A 15,794-nucleotide genomic window follows, 5' to 3' on the forward strand; every position below is an offset into this window, starting at 1 on the left:
CAAGTTTGTCGAATCCGGTCTTGGACACTCCGGTGCGGGCTACTTAGACTCGGCTCACGTTTTGTCACGCCTGGAGAAATTCGTGAGCCTCAAAGACACGCTGTCCGCCGGCAGCGCCTTGGGTTTCGGCGCAGCGCCGCTCGGCAACATGTTCCGCAACATTCCCGACGAGGAAGCCGCGGCCACCATCGAAGCCGCATGGCAGCACGGCATTCGCCTGTTCGACACGGCGCCGTCATACGGCGCAGGTCTTGCCGAGTTGCGTCTCGGCGAAGCGCTGGCCGGCCATTCGCGCGACGACTATGTGATCAGCACGAAAGTCGGCCGGCTCGTCCTCGACGAGCTCGAAGACGCGAAGCTGCGCGACTACGGCGAGAAAAACGGGATTTTCGAGCACGGCCGGCCCAATCGCCTCGTCAGCGACTACTCGGCCGATGCAACGCTGCGCTCGATCGAAGACAGCCTGAAGCGCCTTCGCACCGACCGCCTTGACATCGTCTGGGTGCATGACATCGCGCAGGACATCTACGGCGACGAATGGATCGCGCAGTTCGAGATCGCGCGCAAAGGCGCGTTCCGCGTGCTGACGCGGCTGCGCGATGAAGGGGTGATCAAGGCATGGGGCCTCGGCGTGAATCGCGTCGAGCCGTGCGAGCTGACCCTGGATCTCGCCGAGGCGAAACCGGACGGTTTCCTGCTGGCCGGGCGCTACACGCTGCTCGACCACGAGCGCGCGCTGCAACGCCTGATGCCGGCGGCCGGGGCCAACGAAGTCGGGATCGTCGTTGGCGGTCCTTACAGTTCGGGTGTGCTCGCAGGCGGCACGCATTTCGAATATCAGAAGGCCCCGCCCGAAATCCTGGCCAAGGTCGAACGGATCAAGGCGATCGCCGAGCGTCATGGCGTGCCGGTCAAGGCGGCCGCGCTGCAATTCGTGCTCGCGCATTCGGCGACCGCGGCAGTCATTCCGGGCGCGAGCCGTCCGGAGCGGATCGCGGAAGACCAGGCGGCGCTGAAGGCGGACATCCCGGCCGACTTCTGGCACGAGATGCGCGAGCAGGGGCTCGTCGCGGGCGATGCGCCGCTGCCGATCGACCGTTGAGCCCGACGCGATGAAACCGCACCGGCATTCGCAAGCATTGCGATGCCGGTGCCGAACCGGGAGCGTCAGCCCGTGGTCGATGTCCGCACTTCTCAGTGCAACGGATTCTGGCCGAAACGGGCGGCCTTACTGCCATTCACCGGGATGGCAGATCACCCAACCCGGGTGATAGCTATCCATGTCCGTATGACCCCAGCACCAGCCGTGCTGGCGAATGGTCTTCATCAACTGTTCGCGTTGTGCGCAGGCGCTCCCCGGAGCATATTGCCCGTCAGGCAATAGTCTTGGTGCCGGGCCGTTCCGGCATGTGCCATCGACCACTTCTTCCTGATGCATCAGTGCCTGGACGGCGGGTGGAATGGTGCGGGCCAACGTGGCCTTGTATTCGATGCAGGCCGGCGCCTTGGGATCGTTGGACTTGCGGGCACATTTGGACTGGAGTTTGTCGATGTTTCTCGATACTTCCGGCGGGTACGTCTCGGCGTGCGCTGTAGCAATACATCCAGCCAGCAACAGGCAGGCGGCGGCAAGTGATCTGATCAAAATCATTTCGCGTAGGACACGATGCGTTCGGTAGCTCAGGAACTGGCGAATTATGGCATGTGCGTGTTTCAACGACCCGGCCGGCAATGGCGTTGAATTGATACTTCGCACAATGTGAAGTCGATTGACCGCTCGGGAGAAGTCTGAAGGGCCGTTCCGGGTGGCGGAGCGGCGCGCGGCGGGAAGCCCGTCGTGCGGGCGACCCGCCATTCGACAAGCGCACGCGGCGAATGAGCCGCGTCGCTCGTCGGGATGGCTCGGCACCGGCGGCCGAGCCGTTGCGTTACCGGATCGCGACCGGGTTGATGTTGACCTGCGTCGAGCCGATGTACAGCGGCTGGCCCAGCACGAACAGGAACTCCCACGCCTTGTCGCGCACGAGCGCACGACTGTCGATCAACTCCAGGTTGTAGATGCCGCGCTTCGCGAGCATGTACTGGTTGATCGGGAATTCCTCCCTGGTACCGGGGTTCGGATAGACCTCGGACGCCCAGGTGTCGCCGCCGAACGCGACGATGCCCTGGTCGGCCAGCCACTTCGCGGCTTCCATGCCGATGCCCGGCTCCACTTCCAGGAACTGCTTGTTGTCCCTGCCGATCAGCTCCAGCCAGCCGGTGTTGAACAGCACCACGTCGCCCTTGCGCAGGGTCACGCCTTCCTGCTTCAGCACGGCCTTGATGTCGGCCACGGTGAACTCGGTGCCGCCCGGGACGATCGGCTTGCCGTAGTACGCGGTCATGTCGAGCACCACGCCGCGCGTGACGATCGGCGGCACCTTCTCGACGCCGAGCTTCTTCACGCCGTCGACGGTGACGAAGTCGGCCGCCTTGTTGCCGTTGTAGTAGACGTTGTCGATGCCGATGTGGCCGATGCCGTTGAGCTGCGTGCCGACGCCGGTCCACGCGTTGACGAGTTCGTCGTTGAAGGTGAACTTGTTCGGGCCGAGGCTCTTGCCGGCCTGCTGGCCGACCTGCACGTTGTACAGGCGGAAGCTGCGATGGCGGAACGCCGGCAGGTTCTTGTCCACCGGCACGGCCAGCGGGTAGGTCTTGCCGGCCTTCACGAGGCCGACGGCCTGCTTGATGACGTCGGGCGTCAGCAGGTTGGCCGCGCCGATCTCGTCGTTCGGGCCGTAGACGGACGGATACCAGTCCGCCGCATGCGCCGCTTGCGCGGCAGCGAACGGCAGCAGCGCGGAGAGTGCGAGTTTCGCGAGGGTTTTCTTCATCATCATCGGTTAGCGCGTTCGTTCAGGCCGCGGCTTCGGCCAGCGTCGGATAGTCGGTCAGGCCGCGCGCGTCGCCGCCGAACAGCGTGTTGCGGTCGTGCGACGCGAGCTCGGCGCCGATGCGCAGGCGTTCGGGCAGGTCGGGGTTCGCGACGAACGGACGGCCGAACGCGATCAGGTCGGCCCAGCCGGCGGCGATCGCTGCGCGTGCGCGTTCCGCGGTGTACTTGCCCGCATAGATCAGCACGCCGGGGTAGACGGCGCGCAGCTTCTGCTTGAATTCGACCGGCATCAGCGGCGCATCGTCCCAGTCCGCTTCCGCGATGTGCAGGTAGCCGACGCCGAGATCGGCAAGCAGTTTCGCGGCGGCGAGATACGTCGTTTCCGGATCGGCGTCGACGCAGCCGTTCAGCGTGGTCAGCGGCGCGAGGCGGATGCCGACGCGCGAGGCGTCGCCGGCGCCTTCGATCAGCGCCTGCGCGACTTCGCCGAGGAAGCGCAGCCGGTTCTCGAGCGAGCCGCCGTATTCGTCCGTGCGCGTGTTGGCGTTCGAGTCGATGAACTGGTTGACGAGATAGCCGTTCGCGCCGTGCAGCTCGACGCCGTCGAAGCCCGCGTCGATCGCGTTGCGGGCGGCGGCGCGATACTGTTCGACGACTTCGCGAATTTCCTCGACCGTCAGCGCGCGCGGCTCGGAGGCCTGCACGAAGCCGGGCGTGCTGCCGTCCTCGCCCGCGATGAACACGTTCACGCCCGTCGCCTGGAGCGGCGAAGACGATACCGGCTGCCGGCCGCCGAGCAGGCTCGTGTGGCTCAGCCGGCCGACGTGCCAGAGCTGCGCGAAGATGCGCCCGTCGGCGGCGTGCACGGCGTCGGTCACCTTGCGCCAGCCGGCGACGTGCTCGGGCGCATGAATGCCCGGCGTCCACGCATAGCCCTTGCCGAGCGGCGCGATGTAGGTGCCTTCGCTGACGATGAGGCCGGCGCCCGCGCGCTGCGCGTAGTACGCGGCCATCAGGTCGTTGGCGACGTCGCCGGGCTGGCTCGCGCGCGAGCGGGTCATCGGCGGCATCACGATGCGGTTCGGCAGCGTCAGCGCGCCGAGTTGCAGCGGTTGAAACAAGGGGTCCTGGGTCATGATGGGTGTCCTGTCAGGCCCGCGGCCTGCGGGCCGCGGGCGGGTATGAGAATGTGCCGGGGCGATCAGTCCCACTCCGGCGCGAGGCCGGCGGGGTCGACTTCGCGGCCGTTGCGCTCGAGCGCGGCGATCTGCGCCATGTCGTCGTCGGTGAGGCGCAGCGTCGGCGCGAGCAGGTTGCTCGCGAGGTTCTCGCGCTTCGTCGACGACGGAATCACCGAGTAGCCGAGCTGCAGCGCCCACGCGAGCGCGACCTGGGCCGGCGTGGCCTGGTGCTTCTGCGCGATCGCGCCGATCACCGCGTTGCCGAGCACCTTGCCGTACGCGAGCGTCATGTACGACGTGACGTGGATGCCCTCGCTCTGCAGGAACGCGACCAGCTTGCGGTTCTGCAGGTACGGGCTCAGCTCGATCTGGTTGGTCGCGATCTCGCCCTTGCCGACGGCGGCGATCGCCTGCTTCGTCAGCTCGATGTTGAAGTTCGAGATGCCGATCCGGCGCGTCAGGCCCTTCGCCTTCGCGTCGGCAAGCGCGGTCATGAATTCCTCGATCGACACGCCGTTGCCGGGCGCCGGCCAGTGGATCAGCGTCAGGTCGACGTAGTCGGTGCGCAGCTTCTCGAGGCTTTCCTGCAGGCTCGGCACGAGCTTGTCCTTCGCGTAGTGGTCGACCCAGATCTTCGTGGTCAGGAACAGCTCGTCGCGGCGCACGCCGGACGCGGCGATCGCTTCGCCCACTTGCGCTTCGTTGCCGTAGATCTGCGCGGTGTCGATCGCGCGGTAGCCGAGTTCGAGGCCGTTGCGGACCGAATCGATGACGACCTGCTCCTGCAGGCGGAACGTGCCGAGGCCGAAAGCGGGGATCTTGCTCATGATGTGCTCCGTGGAGTGTAGGTGGACCGGGTGGGTCCGTGAGGCATTCAGGCATTCTGGCGCTTGCCACTAATGAAATAAACGCCTCTAGAAGACAAAAATATTTGATTTGAAATCAAATACGGTTCATGCGACGGGCGCGTCCGCCGGCGCATGGAACGCGGGCAGGACTTCCGCGGCGATCTCGGCCAGCGTCTCGTCGAGCGGGCGGCGGTTGCGGCGGAAATGCAGGCCGATGTGCTGCACGCCCGCGTCGCGCATCGCCGCCAGTTCCTCGATCAGCCCGATGCGCCCCGCGCGCGCGCCGAAGCGGTGGCGCTGCAGCGGCTCGTGCGGATCGGCGGCGAGGTCGAGGTGAATGAAGCTCGTGTACGGCTTGTCGCCCGCCACCGCGCGCCACGCGGCGACGCGGTGTTGATGGTCGGACGGTGTGCCCGGGTACGCGAGGCAGCCGTCCAGGTGTGCGCCGATCCAGGCCGGCGTCTGCTGCGCGAGGCCCGCGACGAACAGCGGAATCGGCGTGCGCGCGGCGGGCAGCACGTCGAGGCCCGGCGGCAGGTGCCCGCGCGCGCCGTCGCGCAACAGCGCGATCTGGTCGCGGAAGTTCGCGCCGCGCGATTCGAAGTCGCGGCCGAACAGCGGGTATTCGACCGGCCGGTCGCCGCTCGCGACGCCGAGCAGCAGGCGGCCGCCGCTCAGTTCCTGGATCGTAGCGGCCGACTTCAGCGTCAGCAGCGGCTCGCGCAGCGGCAGCACGACGGCCGCCGTGCCGAGCAGGATGTCGCGCGTGATGCCGGCGAGGTAGCCGAGATACGAAAACACTTCGAACACCTGCGCGGCGTCGCCGAACGCCGGGTCGTACACCGGCACGTCGCGCACCCAGAGCGCGCGAAAGCCGAGCGTATCCGCGAGCCGGGCGAGTGCCGCGTGGTTTTCCAGGTCGGGCACGCCGGGGCTGCGCGCGTCGCGCTGGCGCTTCGCGTCGCCTGCCGGCGACCAGTCGTTGTCGAGCGGCAGCTCGATGCCGATGCTGAAGCCGCCGCGCGTCAGTTTGCCAAGGGGAGTGGGCATGGTCGGGAAGATCCGTTTCAGAGCGCGCGCAGGCTGCCTTCGAGCCGATGAAAATCGAGCGACGGCGCGGTGAAGAACGAGCGCGACGTGCCGGCGGCGAAGTCGTCGATGTGCACGACGGTCGCGCGGTCGGCTTCCTGCCACGAGATCGCGTAGATCTCGCCGGCGACGTGCTGCCACGCATAGGCGACTTCGCCCTTCGCGCCGGTGAAATCGCCTTCGGTGATTTCGTAGCGCATGTGGACGCCGTCGTCGGCATACGCGTTGATCGCGGTCAGCCCGGCGTAGCGGACTTCGAAGGTCTTGCCGGCAAACGGCGGACGTTGGGTCGATGCGTTCATGGTGGTGATCTCCTGCGGGTAGCGGACGGGCTCAGTGGGCGAATTCGGCGGCTTCGGCGGGCTCGGCCGTGCGCTCGGGCAAGCCGGCGCGCTGGTCGAGGCGGCCGCTCAGCGCGGTGAGCGCGAACGCGCCGAGCGTGACGACCGCGGCGATCCACGGCGTGTGGCCGAGGCCGACGTGCGCGACGATCAGGCCGCCGAGCGACGAGCCGCCCGCGACGCCGAGGTTGAAGGCGGCGATGTTGAAGCCCGACGCGACGTCGGCGGCATCCGGCGCGAAATGCCGCGCCTGCTTGACGACGTAGACCTGCAGGCCCGGCACGTTGCCGAACGCGACCGCGCCCCACGCGAGCATCGTCAGCACCGCGAGCCACTTGACGTGAACCGTGAACGTCAGCGCCAGCAGCACGACGGCGAGCAGCAGGAAGATCCGCTTGAGCGCCTTGACGGGGCCGACGCGATCCGCGAGCTTGCCGCCCCACACGTTGCCGAATGCGACCGACACGCCGTAGCCGACGAGCACGAGGCTGATCTGCGACGGCGTGAAGCCGGCGATCTGCTCGAGCAGCGGGGCCATGTACGTGAACGCGATCAGCGAGCCGCCGTAGCCGACCGCCGTCATCGCGAACACGAGCAGCAAGCGCGGCTGCGCCAGCACGCGGAACTGCCGGGCGAGCGGCGCGGGTTCCGTTTGCGGCAGCCGGCGCGGCACGAACGCGACCGCGCCGAGGAACGCGACGAGGCCGAACAGCGCGACGACCAGGAACGTCGCGCGCCAGCCGAAGTGCTGGCCGATGAAGGTGCCGAGCGGAATGCCGGCGACGAACGCGACGGTCATCCCGCTGAACATCGTCGCGATCGCGCTCGCGGCCTTGTGTTTCGGCACGAGTGTGGTCGCGATGATCGAGCCGACCGAGAAGAACACGCCGTGCGCGAGGCCGGTGAGGATGCGCGCGACGATCAGCGATTCGTAGCCGGGCGCCTGCCACGCGACGAGGTTGCCGACGGTGAACAGCGCCATCAGCCCGGCGAGCAGCGTCTTGCGCGGCACGCGGCCGGTGAGCGCGGTGAGCAGCGGCGCGCCGATCGCGACGCTGAGCGCATAGAGGCTGACGAGCAGGCCCGCGGAGGGCAGGGTGACGGCGAGATCGGTGGCGATCGTCGGGATCAGCCCGACGATCACGAATTCGGTCGTGCCGATGGCGAATGCGCTGATCGTCAGCGCGAGCAGGGCAAGAGGCATGATGGGCGCTCCAGGTTCCAGTAATGACGGAGCGCAGTGTGCCCGGTTTATTTTTGCGGAAAAACCAGTCGATTCACCAAATTGTTTTGATTTGAAATCAAGAATTGAGGGTGTCGCCCGGCCGCCTGCCGCCGCAAGATGCCCGCCGGCAGTGCGATATGATCGCTACTTCTGTTTTGTGTATTGGAAATGCCGCCATGCAAGTGCTGGTCGATGCCGACGCGTGTCCCGTCGTGATCAAGGACATGTTGTTTCGGGCCGCGCGTCGTGCCGAAGTCCACGTGACCCTGGTCGCGAATCAGTATCTGCGCACGCCGCCGTCTCCCTTTATCAAGGCGCTTCAAGTACCGGCGGGTTTCGATGCCGCCGATGCCCGCATCGTCGAGCTGGTCACCGCCGGCGATCTCGTGATCACGGCGGACATACCGCTTGCGGCCGCCGTCCTCGACAAGGGCGGCCACGCGCTCGATCCGCGCGGAAACTGGTTCAGCCGCGAGAATATCGAGGAGCGCCTGTCGACGCGTGCCATGCTGGATCAACTTCGCAGTACGGGCATCGACACGGGAGGGCCGGCGCCCTATAGCGCGCGAGATGGCAAGGCGTTCGCGGGGCAACTCGACCGGTTCCTCGCCCGTCGCACGGGTGCCGAATGATTCGAAGCTAAAGCGACGACCGACGTGTTCCTCTATCCGGGTCCTTGACCTTGAAGTCGCGTTCAACCTTAAAGTGCTTGCTGACGGCAATACCGGACTTCGGTGCAGACCGATACGCCGTCGTTCACGCAGGGCCTGTTGCCGCGAGACGTGAAGCCGGCCACGCCCGCTCCAAAGGAATCGTCCATGACCACGCCGACCCATGATCTCGTCGTATTTGGCGCCACCAGCTTCGTCGGGCAGATCCTGACCCGCTACCTGTCCGAACACCTGTCGGGCGACGGTGAGACGCTGCGCTGGGCCATCGCCGGCCGCTCGGAAGCGAAGCTCAGGCAGGTCAGGGATTCGCTGGGCGCGGCGGGGCAGTCGTTGCCGATCATCGTCGCCGACGCGGCCGACGACGCGCAGCTGCAAGCGCTATGCGCACAAACGCGGGTGGTGGTGTCCACCGTCGGACCCTATGCGCTTTACGGGGAGCCGCTGGTCAGGACGTGCGCGGAAAGCGGCACGGACTACTGCGACCTCACCGGCGAGACCCAGTGGATCAAGCGGATGATCGACAGGTACGAGCCCGCGGCCCGGCAGTCGGGGGCGCGCATCGTCCATTGCTGCGGCTTCGATTCGGTTCCGTCGGACATGGGCGTCTTTTTCCTGCAGCAACAGGCAACGCGGCAGTGGGGCGTGCCGGCCGAGCAGGTGAAGATGCGCGTCAGGACGCTGAAGGGCGGGGCGTCGGGCGGAACGGTGGCGAGCGTGATCAACGTCGTTCGGGAAGCCGCGGCCGACCCTGCGTTGCGCAGGACGCTGCTCGATCCTTATTCGCTGTGCCCGAAAGGCCACGGATTCACGGTGCGGCAGCACGCCGTCAGATCGGCCGAATTCGATCGCGACTGCGATGCGTGGATCGCTCCCTTCGTGATGGCGGCCGTCAACGAGCGTGTCGTGCACCGCTCCAACGCGCTTGCGGACAACGCCTATGGCAGCCGGTTCACCTATGACGAAGCCGTCATGACGGGCACGGGCCTCAAGGGCCGGCTGGCCGCCCTGGCGATCGTCGCCGGCCTGGGTGCGTTCATGGCGGGCGTCGTCATCAAGCCGGTGCGCGGCCTGATGGAGCGGTTCCTGCTGCCGAAGCCCGGCGAGGGGCCGAGCGTCGAGGCCCAGTTGGCCGGCCGCTACGACTTGCGTTTCTTCGGCCGCACCGGCGACGGGCAGACCTTGCGCGTGAAAGTCACCGGGGATCGCGACCCGGGTTACGGCTCCACGGGCAAGATGCTGGGCCAGGCGGCGATCAGTCTCGCGCTGGATTGCCGCAGGGACGGCGAGAAGACGGGGCGCGGCGGCAGCTTCTGGACGCCTGCGACGATGTTCGACGAGCGCTATATCGAGCGTCTGGTTCGTCATGCGGGGCTGCGTTTCGAGCGGATTTGAGGCCGTCGCCTTCGCCGATTGCGGATTCTGTGCGGTCACCCGACGACCGTCGACGCCGTCATTTGCCCGAGAACTCGACGCTGTTCGCGGTGACCAGGATTTCCCGGAAGATGCCGACCAGCGGCCGCAGGTTGACCTTGTGCCACGCGGCCCACAGGGGCGTGCGGTAGCTGAACCACGGCAGCTCGCGCACTACGACGCCTTGCGGCACTTGCTCGCGAAGGCTCTGCTGGATCATCGTCACGCCGAGTCCGGCCGCGACGAGCCCCAACGCCGCCAGGGGCTCGGTTGCCTCGACGGTAATGTTCGGGGAAAAGCCGGCCTTCGCGCAGGCCGCCACGAACGCGCCGTGACGCGGCGCGCTTTCCTCCTGCGTGACGCCGATCCAGGGTTGCGTGGCGAGGTCGTCCGCCGACAGCGTCCGCTTCCCGGCCAGCGGATGCTCGTCGGGCATCGCCAGCAGCATCGGATCGTTCAGCACCAGCGACGACTCCAGTTCCGCGTCGTCGGCGGCAGGGGGCTCGCTGACGAGCGCGATGTCGAGGCTGCGTTCGCGCAAGCCTTCGAGCTGCGCGGCGGAATGATAGTTGTACAGCGCGATGTGCACGGCCGGACGGTCGGCGCGCAGCGCTTTCAGCGCGCGGGGCAGCACGCCCGAGTGCATCGACGTTTCCAGGTAGCCGATGCACAGGCCGCCTTCGTCGCCTTTGCCGAGCCGCCGCGCGAGCGATTCCAGCCGGTTCGCGTGCGTCAGGAAGGCGCGCGCCTCGTTCAGGAAGGTGCGGCCGTCCCGCGTCAGCCGGATGCGTTGCTGGGTGCGCTCGAACAGCGTCAGGCCGAGCTTTTCCTCGAACTGGGCGATCTGGCGGCTGAGCGGCGACTGCGAAATGTGCAGACGCTCCGCGGCGCGCCCGACGTGTTCTTCCTCCGCCACCGCGATGAAGTACTGGAGTTGGCGCATGTCGAGCATATAAGACCTTGTGTGACTTAAGTGTGTCGAATTATGTCTTGGACAGGCATAACTACGCAACCTAGACTGGGCTCACTTTCCCTAACACATGGAGAAGTTCATGAGTCTCAAAGGCACACTTCCGGCTGGCAACATCATTGGCTTCGGCACTGCACCGCTCGGCAACATGTTCCGCAACATTCCCGAGGACGAAGCGCTGGCGACGGTCGAAGCCGCGTGGCAACAGGGCGTGCGCTATTTCGACACGGCGCCGTTCTACGGTGCAGGCCTGTCTGAAATGCGCGTCGGCGAAGCGCTGGCCAACCATCCGCGCGACGAATTCGTGCTCAGCACGAAGGTCGGCCGAGTGATCCTCGACGAGATCGAAGACGTCACGGCGCGCGATCTCGGCGAGAAGGGCGGGCTGTTCGAATTCGGCCGCCCGAACAAGATCGTCAACGACTACTCCGCCGACGCCACGCTGCGCTCGATCGAGGACAGCCTGAAGCGCCTGCGCATGGATCGCCTGGACATCGTCTGGATCCACGACATCGCGCAGGATTTCTACGGCGACGAATGGCTCGCGCAGTTCGAGGTCGCGCGCAAGGGCGCGTTCCGCGTGCTGACCCGGCTGCGTGAAGAAGGCGTGATCAAGGCGTGGGGCCTCGGCGTCAACCGCGTCGAGCCGTGCGAACTGACCCTCGATCTGTCCGAGGCGCAGCCGGACGGTTTCCTGCTGGCGGGACGCTATTCGCTGCTCGACCACGAGCGCGCGCTGCAGCGCCTGATGCCGGCGGCGGCCGCGCAGGGCGTCGATATCGTCGTCGGCGGCCCGTACAGCTCGGGCGTGCTCGCGGGCGGCACGCACTTCGAATACCAGAAGGCTTCGCCGGAGATCCTGGCCAAGGTCGAACGGATCAAGGCAACTGCCGCGCGCCACAACGTGAGCGTGAAGGCCGCTGCGCTGCAGTTCTCGCTCGCGCATCCCGCGTCCGTCGCGGTCATGCCGGGTGCCAGCCGTCCGGCGCGGATCGCGGAAGACCAGGCCGCGCTGAAAGAGGTCATTCCGGCCGACTTCTGGCGCGAGATGCGTGAACAAGGTCTCGTCGCGGCCCATGCGCCGCTGCCGACCGATCGTTGAACAGGGGATGACGACATGGCACAGGCATGCGCAAGCATCGACATCCCGGCGTCGGCCGACGAGGTCTGGACGCTGATCGGCGGGTTCGGGTCGCTGCCCGACTGGCTGTCGTACATTCCGAGCAGCGAACTGAGCGAAGGCGGGCGCGTGCGCCGGCTGGCCAATCCGGCCGGTGCGACGATCGTCGAGCGTCTGGTCGCGTTCGACGAAGCGGAGCGCAGCTACAGCTACGCGATCCTCGAGGCGCCGTTCCCGGTCGTGAACTATCGCTCCACGCTGCGCGTGCGCGAGAACGGCGGCCCGAACGCATCGAAAGTCGAATGGTCCGGCACGTTCACGCCGAACGGCTCGACGGACGAGGAAGCGAGCAAGCTGTTCCGCGGCATCTATGAAGACGGCCTGAGCGAACTCGCGAAGCGGTTCTCGGCAACCGCGTAACGATGCGTCGGCCGGGCGGTCGCGGCCGCGGCCGCGTACCGCAAGCCGCCCGAAATGAATCGCGATGTATCCGCCGGCGACACGGATACATCGCGATACAAGGCAACCTGTCGCGTGCGCTATAACGCAAGGCATGACCTTGATACGGAGCGCAAAATGCAACATGCTGCCTGGCACAAAGGGTCCTGCCATTGCGGGGCCGTGAAATTCGAAGTCCGCACCGCCGTCACGCCGGCGGCGCGCTGCAACTGCAGCCTGTGCCGCCGCAAGGGCGCGCTGATGAGCCCGATGTTCGACGGCCATGAGCTAAGAATCCTGGCAGGTCGGGACGCGCTGACGGTCTATCAGTTCAACACGCGCGTCGCGAAACACTACTTCTGCAAGCACTGCGGCATCTATCCGTTCCACCAGACGCGCAAGGACCCTGCATGCTGGCGCGTCAACCTCGGCTGTCTCGACGGCGTCGATGCGTACGCGCTCGATGCCGCCGTCTCCGACGGCGCCAGCCTGTCCGTGGTGGAGGACGCATGAAGCGCTGGCTGACGATCCTCCTGTTCGCCGCGGGCGGATTCGCGACCGAACTCGTTCATCCCCTGCAGTGCTCGCTGCTGACGGAAAGCCGGCTGCGAGCCGACAGGAAAGCGGACCGGCACGGCGACCGGCGACGGTGAGCGCCGGGGCGCAACCGGCATCGTCCACATCGTTGCGCAACAGCCGGCCGCGGCATGCGCCGCGCGTCGGCCATCCCGATTGCTTCCGATAAGATCGCACGCGACATATAATGCGTGCATTCGCCGCGATCTTTGCCAAGGAGGCAGCCGATGAAACCGACCCAGACAGCGCCCAGGCTGTCCGACTTCCTGTGCTTCGCCGTCTATTCGGCGAACCTGGCCTTCGGCAAGGCCTACAAGCCCATTCTCGAGGAGCTTGGCCTCACGTACACGCAATACATCACGATCATTGCGCTGTGGGAGGAGGACAACCAGACGGTCGGCAGCCTCGGCGAAAAGCTGTTCCTCGAATCCAATACGCTCACGCCGATCCTGAAGAAGCTCGAAGCGATGGGCTACCTGCAGCGTCAGCGCGATCCCGCCGACGAGCGCCAGGTGCTCGTCAGCCTGACCAAGAGCGGCCGGCGTTTGCGCGAGAAGGGGCTGGGCATGGATCTCGTCGAGGCGACCGGGCTGAAGCCCGACGAGTTCGCCAAGATGCAGAAGGCGATCGTGACGCTGCGCAATAACCTGATCCGCTCGACCGAGGAGCAGGAACAGGCGTGACGGCGGGGCAGGCAGGCGGAAGCAGGAAATGCTTCCGCCTTTTTTCAAAACAAAACACCGCATGCGATTACATCGTATGCGGTGTTTTGTGGAAATGTAATGACATCGATGCGGTCGATTCCGGCCGCTTGTCCATTCAATGACCGAAGTAGATCGAACGCTCGGCGCTGCGGATTACGTTGCGGCGGCCGGCCTGCGTGGCGGCGTCGGCGTTGCCGCCGTAGCCGGACGCCGACGTGTCGCCTGCGGCCGCGTCGTTCGCGTGAATGCGCGTCAGGGCCGCCTTCAGGTCGTCCGGGTAGTGCGGGTCGTTGGCGCGGCCCGGCTGGTAGCCCGCTTTCTGCAGTTCGGCCAGCTCCGCCCGCACTTGCGCGCGGGTGAGGGCCGCAGCGGAAGGCGAAGTTTCGACGCCGGCGAACGCGGGTGCGGTGAAGGCGGCTGAAACGGCGACGAGCAGGGCAGCGATCAGAGGGGTTTTCATGGTTGACCTCGACAAAAGATGTTCAATGGTTAGGGGGCCGATTTCGGACCGACAGGCCGCGGACATCGGGTGATGCAAAGGCATGCTCAGACCAGATTGATGGCGACGTCGATGTTGCCGCGCGTCGCTTTCGAATATGGGCAGGTCTCATGCGCGGCATCGACGATGCGTTGTGCGACGTCACGTTCGAGGCCGGGCACGCTGACGTTGAGCCGCGCCTGAAGGAAATACGCATTGCCGGACGTGCCCAGATCCACTTCGGCGTCGACCGCGAGATCCGCCGGCAGCGTGATCTTCGATGCGCGCGCCGCGAGCTGCATCGCACCGATGAAACACGCCGACCAGCCCGCGGCGAACAGCTGCTCCGGATTGGTGCCGCCGCCCGCGCTGCCCGGCGACGAAAGCTGGAGGTCCAGGCGGCCGTCGGAACTGCGCACCGCGCCGTCGCGGCCGCCGGACGAGGTGTGGGTTTTACCGGTGTACAGCACTTTTTCGATCTTGCTCATCTTGAACTCCTGACGTGGTGAAGTGGGTGTCTGCGCATGCGATTCGATCGCACGCGATGCATTCTGCGACTGGTGCTTTGCAATGTCAAGCGGTATCGATTAAATCGCATGCGATGTATATGGATGTATCCGAGGCGATACAGGGACGTATCGCCGGATCGTCCGACGGCATTAACTCGCAGCGGGCGCGTTGCGCGGCGGGGCGGCGGGGTTCAGGCCGGCAGAATTTGCGCGATTACGCAGCCCCCATGATCCGCGTGCCGAGCGAGACGCCGAGTTCGGCCAGCGACGCATTGGCCGCGAGCTGGCGGGCTTCCCAGCGTGACAGCGCGACATCGACCGCCGTACCGCGCGTGACGTCCCGCAGCGCTTCGGCGAGATCGACCGCGTTTTCCGCGGCTTTCGCGACGCCGGCCGCCGTATGCGGCCGGACGAGGCACGCCGCGTCGCCGAGCAACACCGCCCGGCCGAAGACCATCCTGTCGACCGCGAGATCCTGAATGGCCTGGGCGAACGGCGCGCGCGTCGCGTCGACGAGCGCCGCGAGCGTCGGCGCGAGCATCCGGCGGCCCGCATCGACGAGTTCGAGCCGATTGTCGTCCCGCATTGCGCCGGGCGGCAGCGAGCCGTCGCGCTGGGTGCCGTCCTGTGCGAGGAACAGCGCCGGCAGCCGGTCGGGCGCGAGACGCCGGTACCAGACCCAGTTCACGCGCCGCTCACCCGGCTCGACCGCGCCGTCGCGGCCGGGCACCAGATAGGTCAGGAAAAGATGCGCGTTGCCTTGCTGAAACGTGAAGCGTTCGCGCAACACGCGCAGTACCGAATCGGAAAGATCGCGTTCGTCGACGAGCCCGCGCCACGCGACATAGCCCGCATACGCGGGCCGCGCATCCGGAACGAGCTGCGCGCGCACGCTCGACCGGCCGCCGTCGGCGCCGACCAGCAGGTCGGCCTGCTCGACGCGGCCGCTCGCGAAGCGCGCGATCACGCGGTTGCCGTCCTGCTCGAGCCGCTCGAACGATTCACCCGCATGAACGACGCCGGCGGGCAGCGCGCGCTTCAGTGCCGTGTAGATCACGTTCCACGCGGTTTGCGTTTGCGGCATGTGGAGGCGTTGCACGATCCTGTCGTGCTCGTCGACGTAGATCCGGTCGACCGAATCGACGCCTGCATCGCGCGGCACGGGCACGCCGCCGAACGCGAACGCGCGGACGATCGGCGGCTGCAGCACGATGCCGCCGCCGCGGCTGTCGAGGTCGTGCGGCGACTGCTCGAATACCTTGACGCGCCATCCGGCCGCGCGCAATGCGGTCGCCGTGAAAAGCCCGCCGACCGATCCGCCGATCACGACTGCCAGCGGGCCTGATAAGTTTTCCATGA

The 15,794-nt window shown here is 66.7% G+C and carries 19 protein-coding genes; 8 read left to right on the forward strand and 11 right to left on the reverse strand.

All coding sequences use genetic code 11. From position 1 onward, the window contains the following. Positions 1-82 precede the first annotated feature (82 nt). Positions 83-1,102, forward strand: coding sequence for an aldo/keto reductase (locus tag HWX31_RS15190; RefSeq protein ID WP_174959944.1), 1,020 nt, complete (start codon positions 83-85; stop codon positions 1,100-1,102). 126 nt (positions 1,103-1,228) lie between these two features. Here the strand turns inward: HWX31_RS15190 and HWX31_RS15195 are convergent, their stop codons facing one another. From HWX31_RS15195 to HWX31_RS15225, 7 genes are all read right to left on the reverse strand, one after another. Then, on the reverse strand, positions 1,229-1,651 hold the full coding sequence (locus tag HWX31_RS15195; RefSeq protein ID WP_174959946.1) for a hypothetical protein: 423 nt from the start codon (positions 1,649-1,651) through the stop codon (positions 1,229-1,231). A gap of 277 nt (positions 1,652-1,928) precedes the next feature. Then, positions 1,929-2,873: a cyclase family protein gene (locus tag HWX31_RS15200; RefSeq protein WP_208456083.1), complete on the reverse strand. Its 945-nt coding sequence runs from the start codon at positions 2,871-2,873 to the stop codon at positions 1,929-1,931. A gap of 22 nt (positions 2,874-2,895) precedes the next feature. Further along, the gene (locus HWX31_RS15205; RefSeq protein ID WP_174959950.1) at positions 2,896-4,011 is read right to left on the reverse strand and encodes an alkene reductase; all 1,116 of its coding nucleotides are present in this window, start codon (positions 4,009-4,011) and stop codon (positions 2,896-2,898) included. A gap of 65 nt (positions 4,012-4,076) precedes the next feature. Further along, entirely contained in the window at positions 4,077-4,883 is an 807-nt protein-coding gene (gene dkgB / locus HWX31_RS15210; protein ID WP_174959952.1) for a 2,5-didehydrogluconate reductase DkgB, read from the reverse strand. Positions 4,884-5,009: 126 nt separating this feature from the next. Continuing rightward, positions 5,010-5,954 carry a TIGR03571 family LLM class oxidoreductase gene (locus HWX31_RS15215; protein WP_174959954.1) on the reverse strand — a complete coding sequence of 315 codons (945 nt, stop codon included), beginning with the start codon at positions 5,952-5,954 and terminating at the stop codon, positions 5,010-5,012. A 17-nt stretch (positions 5,955-5,971) separates the two neighbouring features. Continuing rightward, positions 5,972-6,295, reverse strand: coding sequence for a MoaF-related domain-containing protein (locus tag HWX31_RS15220; RefSeq protein WP_059613669.1), 324 nt, complete (start codon positions 6,293-6,295; stop codon positions 5,972-5,974). A 31-nt stretch (positions 6,296-6,326) separates the two neighbouring features. After that, complete coding sequence (locus HWX31_RS15225) at positions 6,327-7,538, reverse strand: MFS transporter (RefSeq protein WP_174959956.1); 1,212 nt, start codon at positions 7,536-7,538, stop codon at positions 6,327-6,329. A 197-nt stretch (positions 7,539-7,735) separates the two neighbouring features. Here HWX31_RS15225 and HWX31_RS15230 point away from each other — a divergent pair, with 197 nt between their 5' ends. Together HWX31_RS15230 and HWX31_RS15235 are read left to right on the forward strand one after the other, a co-directional pair. Next, positions 7,736-8,191 carry a YaiI/YqxD family protein gene (locus tag HWX31_RS15230; RefSeq protein ID WP_059613665.1) on the forward strand — a complete coding sequence of 152 codons (456 nt, stop codon included), beginning with the start codon at positions 7,736-7,738 and terminating at the stop codon, positions 8,189-8,191. Positions 8,192-8,377: 186 nt separating this feature from the next. Beyond that, the gene (locus HWX31_RS15235; protein WP_174959958.1) at positions 8,378-9,622 is read left to right on the forward strand and encodes a saccharopine dehydrogenase family protein; all 1,245 of its coding nucleotides are present in this window, start codon (positions 8,378-8,380) and stop codon (positions 9,620-9,622) included. Positions 9,623-9,680: 58 nt separating this feature from the next. Here the strand turns inward: HWX31_RS15235 and HWX31_RS15240 are convergent, their stop codons facing one another. Then, the gene (locus HWX31_RS15240; protein WP_174959961.1) at positions 9,681-10,592 is read right to left on the reverse strand and encodes a LysR family transcriptional regulator; all 912 of its coding nucleotides are present in this window, start codon (positions 10,590-10,592) and stop codon (positions 9,681-9,683) included. Between the two features lie 100 nt (positions 10,593-10,692). Between HWX31_RS15240 and HWX31_RS15245 the strand changes: the two genes are divergently transcribed. From HWX31_RS15245 to HWX31_RS15265, 5 genes are all read left to right on the forward strand, one after another. Further along, positions 10,693-11,712: an aldo/keto reductase gene (locus HWX31_RS15245; RefSeq protein ID WP_174959963.1), complete on the forward strand. Its 1,020-nt coding sequence runs from the start codon at positions 10,693-10,695 to the stop codon at positions 11,710-11,712. A gap of 15 nt (positions 11,713-11,727) precedes the next feature. Next, positions 11,728-12,150, forward strand: a complete 423-nt coding sequence (locus tag HWX31_RS15250; protein ID WP_174959965.1) for an SRPBCC family protein — start codon at positions 11,728-11,730, stop codon at positions 12,148-12,150. 156 nt (positions 12,151-12,306) lie between these two features. Then, positions 12,307-12,681 (forward strand): GFA family protein, encoded by a 375-nt coding sequence (locus HWX31_RS15255; protein ID WP_174959967.1) that lies wholly within the window; start codon positions 12,307-12,309, stop codon positions 12,679-12,681. Then, positions 12,678-12,821 carry a hypothetical protein gene (locus HWX31_RS15260; RefSeq protein ID WP_174959969.1) on the forward strand — a complete coding sequence of 48 codons (144 nt, stop codon included), beginning with the start codon at positions 12,678-12,680 and terminating at the stop codon, positions 12,819-12,821. The genes HWX31_RS15255 and HWX31_RS15260 overlap by 4 nt, the downstream gene beginning before the upstream one ends. 150 nt (positions 12,822-12,971) lie before the next feature. Beyond that, positions 12,972-13,427, forward strand: coding sequence for a MarR family winged helix-turn-helix transcriptional regulator (locus HWX31_RS15265; protein WP_042584058.1), 456 nt, complete (start codon positions 12,972-12,974; stop codon positions 13,425-13,427). A 136-nt stretch (positions 13,428-13,563) separates the two neighbouring features. On the opposite strand, the gene HWX31_RS15270 is transcribed toward HWX31_RS15265, so the two are convergent. From HWX31_RS15270 to HWX31_RS15280, 3 genes are all read right to left on the reverse strand, one after another. Next, positions 13,564-13,908, reverse strand: coding sequence for a DUF4148 domain-containing protein (locus HWX31_RS15270; RefSeq protein WP_174959971.1), 345 nt, complete (start codon positions 13,906-13,908; stop codon positions 13,564-13,566). An 86-nt stretch (positions 13,909-13,994) separates the two neighbouring features. After that, positions 13,995-14,414: an organic hydroperoxide resistance protein gene (locus HWX31_RS15275; RefSeq protein ID WP_174959973.1), complete on the reverse strand. Its 420-nt coding sequence runs from the start codon at positions 14,412-14,414 to the stop codon at positions 13,995-13,997. Between the two features lie 235 nt (positions 14,415-14,649). Further along, entirely contained in the window at positions 14,650-15,792 is a 1,143-nt protein-coding gene (locus HWX31_RS15280) for an FAD binding domain-containing protein (RefSeq protein WP_174959975.1), read from the reverse strand. Positions 15,793-15,794: the final 2 nt, after the last annotated feature.

Origin of the sequence: Burkholderia ubonensis, from assembly GCF_902833085.1 — a bacterium.
GTDB classification, from domain to species: domain Bacteria; phylum Pseudomonadota; class Gammaproteobacteria; order Burkholderiales; family Burkholderiaceae; genus Burkholderia; species Burkholderia ubonensis.